The 6740-nt window shown below is 40.4% G+C and carries 3 protein-coding genes; all 3 read left to right on the plus strand.

The annotated features are described in order from the left end of the window. Positions 1–4936, plus strand: a 4936-nt coding sequence (locus tag H1P_RS37085; RefSeq protein WP_186376321.1) for an RHS repeat-associated core domain-containing protein, incomplete at its 5' end; no start/stop codon positions are given. A gap of 10 nt (positions 4937–4946) precedes the next feature. Further along, the gene (locus H1P_RS34170) at positions 4947–5672 is read left to right on the plus strand and encodes a DUF6745 domain-containing protein (protein WP_144876055.1); all 726 of its coding nucleotides are present in this window, start codon (positions 4947–4949) and stop codon (positions 5670–5672) included. A 16-nt stretch (positions 5673–5688) separates the two neighbouring features. Continuing rightward, positions 5689–6171 carry a hypothetical protein gene (locus H1P_RS34175; protein WP_144876058.1) on the plus strand — a complete coding sequence of 161 codons (483 nt, stop codon included), beginning with the start codon at positions 5689–5691 and terminating at the stop codon, positions 6169–6171. Positions 6172–6740: the final 569 nt, after the last annotated feature.

Raw genomic sequence — 6740 nt, forward strand, 5'->3', positions numbered from 1 at the left:
CTCTTTTGCCCCCAAAGTTGATTATTCCACTGCAAGTCGTGGAAGTCGTTCGATAGCAATTGAGCTAGAAGACATTGATAATAATGGTCTTCTGGATATTATTACTTCTAACCCTTTAGGTAATAGTGTATCGGTATTATTAGGAAATGAGGATGGTACTTTTGAAGATCGTATAGATATTCCCACTGTTAATAAGCCTTCTTCTACTCTTTTAAGAGATTTAGATTCTGATGGTGATTTGGACTTAATTGTTCAAGGTGATACTTTAGGGGTTCATTTCAACAATTTTAATGGTGCTGTAAAAGTTAAATCTGGAGAGCGCACTTTTACCTACGAATCTACATTCAATCAGTTAAGCTCCGCTACTGATGAGTTGGGGCGCATTACTCTCTACGATATCGACCCTGATAATGGTAATAACCTCTCTACTACTAAAGTTGTTGGTGCAGTAGGAGGAGCAGATGATCTCATCACCAGCTATACCTATACTGCTGCGGGTCTAATGGATACCATGACCGACCCTGAAGGTAGGGTCACCGATTATGAATACGATCTTTTTGGCAGATTGATTAGTACTACCTATGCTTTAGGGACTGCTGACGAAGCTACTGTTACCTACGAATACGATGCTGCGGGAAATCAAACCGCTATTACTGATGAAAATGGCAATCGTACCGAGTTTGAATATGATGCTCTCAATCGGATTATTAAAATAACCGAAGCCGACCCAGATGGTGCGGGTGCTTTAGAAAGTCCCATAACTACCTTTGATTACGACGCTGCGGGTAATTTAATCTCTACTACCGACAGTAGAAATAAGACAACTGAATACACCTACGATGAAAAGAATCGCCAAATTTCAATTACCGATGCCAATGATGAGATTACAGAGTTTGACTATGATGCTAACGATAATCTAATAGAAATAACCGATGCTGAGGGTCGAGTAACTAAGAATATCTATGACAGCAGAGATCGGTTGATAGGATTTGTTGATGGTGAAGGCAAGATCACTCAGTTTAAGTACGACGCAGATAATAATTTAACTCAGATTATCGATCCCAATGGTAATGAAGCTAAATATATCTACGATGTCAGAAACCGCCTGATTCGCGAAATCGATGCAGAAGATAATACTACCGTTTACTCTTACGACAGCACCGACAATTTAATTGCGGTAGAAGATGCTAGAGGTCATAAGACCCGCTTCCGCTACGACGAGCTTAACCGTCAGACAAAGGTTATCAATCCTTTGGGAGATAGTTTCACCAATCAGTATGATGAGGTGGGTAATCTACTTTCTACTACCGATGAGTTGGGTCGCGTTTATAGCTACGGCTACGATAGTAGAAATCGCTTAAAGAGTATTATCGATCCCAATCTAGAGGAAATTGAATACTTTTACGATCCCGTTGGAAATCTCGTTGCGCTTGAAGACGAATTAGATCGCTTTACTACCTTTGCTTATGACGGGCTAAACCGCAATACGCAAATCCTCGATCCCCTATTTAATACCGCCAGCTACACTTATGACCCCCTAGGCAATTTAACTTCTGTCACTGACAAAAGAAACAATACTACTAAATACACCTACGATGCTCTCAATCGCTTGAGCGTGGTGGAAAATGCTCTTGGAGATACTGTTACTACCGACTATGACGCTGTGGGTAATGTTGTTGAAGTAACCGATGAGTTAAATCGTACTACTACCTTCGCTTACGACAACCGCAATCTGCTCACTTCTGTCAAAGATGCCCTGGGAAATATTACTACTACGGAGTTTAATGAGGTCGGCAAAATTAGTTCCGTAACCGATGCCAGAAATAATACAACCACTTACGAATACGACAAGCTCCATCGTTTAATTAAAGAAATTGATGCCAATAACGAAAGCGTTACCTATGGATACGACCCTGTTGGCAATCTAGAGAGCTTTACTGACGAGCTTGACCGTACTACTAGATGGGCATACGACTCACTCAACCGTCAAACTAGCGTTACTACTCCCCTTGAACATACTACTAGATGGGCATACGATAAGGTCGGTAATTTAACCTCTCTCACCGATGCTAATAACCATACAACTAGCTGGACATACGATAAACTCAATCGCCCCACAGTTCTGACCAATCATCTTCTAGATACTGTAACTACTGATTACGATGCTGTAGGAAATGTTATTGCCGTTACTGACGAGCTTGACCGTACTACCACCTTTACCTATGACAAACTCAACCGACAAAAAACCGTTACCAACCCCTTAATTCACACCGACACTACCGAATACGATGCAGTTGGGAACGTAATTTCTTTTACTAACGATTTGGGTCATCAAACCACCTATAATTACGACCAACTAAATCGCTTAGAATCTCAAACCGATGCGGAGAACCGCACTACTACTTATGGCTACGACCCTGTAAGTAATCTCTTATCTCTTACAGACCCCGAAAATAATACCACTAGCTACACCTACGACAATCTCAATCGCTTAGCTACTGACACCAACCAATTAGGCAATACCAGAACTTATGATTACGATGAGGTGGGCAACCAAGTTTCCTATATAGACCGCAATGGCAGAGAGATTAATTATACCTACGACAATCTCAACCGCCAAGAAAACGAAGTTTGGCTGGATGAATTGGGCAATCCCGTTCGTAATATCAATTTCCAATACGACGCAGCCTCTCAACTACTCACTGCTGATGACCCAGATTCGGCTTACAGTTACGATTACGACCTCGATGGTAGATTAACCTCCGTTGACAATGCAGGGACTCCCGACGTTCCCAACGTGGTCTTTAATTATACCTACGACCCCGTTGATAATCTAACACAAGTTACAGACCGCATTGATGGAGTGGATAAAGGCATCGAAACCTTTACCTACGACGAATTAGACCGAGTTAAGAGCATCACTCAATCTGGTGGTGATGGTGTCAGCGAAAAGCGGGTTGACATGAGCTACGATAAAGCCTCCCAGATGAAAGAGATAACTCGCTACAGCGACCTAGCAGGTACACAATTAGTCGCCGAGAGTAACTATACCTTTGATGATGCGGGTCGCTTGACCGATCTGGTTCACGACCAAAATGGAACTATTTTTGCTGACTATCAGTGGGCTTACGATAGTGCCAACCGTGTTACTAGCTATACCTCTTTTGATGGTGTATCTAATTACGACTATGACAAAACCGACCAATTAGTGGATGCGGAACACTCTTATCAAGCAGATGAGGACTACAGCTACGATAATAACGGCAACCGCACTAATACTGGTTATGTCACGGGAGATAATAATCAATTAATCTCCGATGGTACTTATAACTATGAATACGATAATGAAGGTAACAGGGTTAAACGGACTGAAATAGCTACAGGTGAGGTCACAGAGTATGAATGGGATTACCGTAACAGATTAGTTGCTGTTGTTACTAAAGATGCTGGCGGTAATGTCATTGCCAATTCTGAGTATACCTATGATGTTTATAACCGCAGAATTGCCAAATCAGTCGATGCTGATGGTGATGGTGCGGGAGTTGCAGAAGTAGAACGGTTTGTTTACGATGGCGACCATATTGCGCTTACTTTTGATGGAGAAGGCAATCAAACCGAACGCTTTTTACACGGTGCTGGTATAGACCAAGTTCTCGCTCAAGAAAATGCTAGCGGTGATGAGGTACTTTGGGCGTTGACCGACAATCAGGGTTCGGTGAAACTGGTAACAGATAACGATGGCAATATTGTCAACCAGATTACTTACGATGCTTTTGGCAATATTACCCTGGAAACCGATAGTAGCGTTAGTTTCCGCTTTAGCTATACGGGAAGAGAGTTAGATGAAGAAACTGGGCTTTATTACTATCGCTCTCGTCCTTATGACCCTGTAAATGGGGTCTTTATTCAGGAGGACACGATTGGTTTTGCTGGCGGGGATACTAATTTGTCTCGTTATGTAGGTAATTCTCCTACTAACTATACCGATCCTTTCGGTCTTCGACCAGTAATGGCACGACCTGTTAATAGACCTGCTCAGAAGAATTTTCGAGGAAATATAAGGACTGCCCCCAGACCAACTAATAGAAATGCTCCAAGATATCCTGGTGCTTCGTCACAACCGTTCAATCAGATCAATCCTTCTCAAAATCCCATAAGATTTCGCGCCCCTGTAAATGGTCAAATTCCAGGACTTTTTGAAGAACAACTGGAGGAACTAAACAGACCTAATTTACCTAGACCATTTGTCAATCCTACCTGTATCAGCGCACCAGGAGTCTCTTGTCAACCACAAGACCCCTTTAATCCCGACAACCAAGAGGATTGGAGTGAATGGGTTGAAAGAATGGAAGAACTGATTGAAGAAATTAGAGAAAATCGAGAAAATGATGATAATCAGCAAGATTCAGAGATACAAGCCTGTTCTGCTCCCATAAGTGAACCTCCCAACAGCAACGATAACGAAGAAGAGAATAATGATAACGAGTATGTGTACAGAGGAGATACCAGACCACCCTCTGAGATATTTGCAGACGGTGGTTTTCAACCTCGGAATCCAGACGGCAACATAAGCTTAAGAGAGCATGTTACTCAAATAAGGGACAATCCTAGAGAAGATTTATCAGATATATTCGTAGATATAGACACGGAATCTCAATGGGTTTCAACTACTAACAATGAGCAACACGCTGCAACATATAGTGAGATAGTAAATCGTGAAACGGCTCAGACTGAAGGATATGGATATGTATACAGAATTCGCAGACCTCCTGGTGGTCGTAACGTCTTTTTAGAAGTAGGAGATGGTTCACCAAATAGAACGGAAATTAGCTTTGAAGGAGGATTTTCTCGTCAATACATCGAGAGTTACAGAAGAGTTCTAGGTCGGGATAGAGGTAGATATAATCTAGGTCCTTCAATTCCATTTCCACGTTGATTTTTTTAGTATGAAAAAGAGTACCTTTGACGGCGTTGATGATATGTCAGATTTAGATATGTGGTCTCAATTGACCACAGAACAAAAAGAGCTTGCACGTACTCTTCATGAAAAATGGATGACAGTAGCTAAGTGTACTGAAAGAATCGAACGTCAGCAGGCAACAGATGCGATTAACGCCGTCTATCTTGCTGTAGGTTTAAGAAAAGTTCCTAAAATAATTTTTGTTGATAGTCCTCGTGCTGCTATTGAGATGGCAAAACAAAGAGATAAATATACGGGTCAATCATCTCCTGGTATTATTAGATTTTTAAAGATAGCCTTAATAACTAGAGCTATAGAAAATATTCCATATAGACGCATTGATCTACCACAACCTAGTACTCAACAAAACGAACTAGGTTTTTCTGCTAAAGTTTTCTCGATTGCTCAGCCCCAGCTTTCGTCTAAAATATCGAATCAATTTTGGGCGTGTCATGCTTGGTTTCTAGATTGTGCTTACTCAGTTTTTGGTTGCGATTATATTTCAGAGAAATGGGAAGCTCTTCAGCTTTTAGTGAAAAACTGTGGTTTTGTTTTGCCTTTCGTAGATATATGTTTTGTTAGCGATAGACCAACTGAATTATTATTCAAAGATGATTATATTCTACACGCAGAAAACAGACCAGCAGTTGTCTTTCGCGATGGGTATAAAATTTTTGCTTACAATGGTGTTGAACTGTCTATGACACTATAATTTATCTTTGTTTATTATGTATTTATACACGATCGAGGTGGATAATAAATCTCAGAAAGTTATTTCCTTATTATCTCCGCAACAAATAGAAGGCGAAAAACTAGCTTCTCAATGTATATTAGGAACTTTGAAAAACAGCAATTCTGAAGATGATAGTATTAATCTAGAGAATTTTTTTCCTAATTCCCAATTCATTAATTTTTTTCATAGTCTCATTGCTAAGTTTGCGCCTTATAGCCATAGTCTTAATGCTGAAGCCAAACGTCAAAAGAAGGGCTGGGTTTATATTATTGATGGTCGGTGCGCTAATCCGAGAGGGAATATTCTGCCAGAAGATATTATTGGTGCATTTAAGGTCGATAATAGCGAAATCATACTAGACTCGTATCAACGAAATAATAACCATCTTATTTATTCTCAAAAGGGTTTTTTCAAGTTAGAACCAACTTTACAAAAACATTTAGTAGAAGAAACTCAGAAATTGATAAAAGAGGTATGAATCAACAATAGGTCGTCAGACATAAGGATTTGAAGAACCCCCACCAGAGCATCTGAGACAACCATCGATTCTCTTTTGTCCTTCTCATCCATTCTTTTAGTACATCAAAACCCACATTTACAGTCCCAGACAACAAATCAAGATATGGCTGGAGATTAGAGAGCGTGTCCTCAGATTCATTTTTCTCCATTTCAGACGGATTAATTGTGGTATCCACATCTCCTCTGATGTATTAATATCCTTTTTCTGGGGGGTGTAGATACGGGAGGCGGGAGAGGTTCTATGCCATACATAGTCTGCATTATAGCTTGATAGGCTCGGTCTTTTTCCCTTCTTTCTCGCTCTTTTTTAGCTTTTTCAAGTCTCTGTCGCTCCCTGTACTGCAACACTTCCACAGCAAAAAAGTATATTTACCCACTTAAATCTCTAAGTTGGGGTAAAGCTAAGATAGCTACCATAAGTGCCAACTCAAAAATATAAAGTTCTCAGTTTTACTTTGGAATAAGAACTTATTGAAATTTTGTTAAAAACCAATGCAAAAATGACATAAATTTAGCTGATTTTTACCT

Origin of the sequence: Hyella patelloides LEGE 07179 (assembly GCF_900659865.1) — a bacterium.
GTDB lineage: Bacteria > Cyanobacteriota > Cyanobacteriia > Cyanobacteriales > Xenococcaceae > Hyella > Hyella patelloides.

Excerpts from the sequence above, each read along its gene's own strand:
- H1P_RS34170 (WP_144876055.1), top strand. The coding sequence starts at position 4,947 with ATGAAAAAGAGTACCTTTGACGGCGTTGATGATATGTCAGATTTAGAT.
- H1P_RS34175 (WP_144876058.1), top strand. The coding sequence starts at position 5,689 with ATGTATTTATACACGATCGAGGTGGATAATAAATCTCAGAAAGTTATT.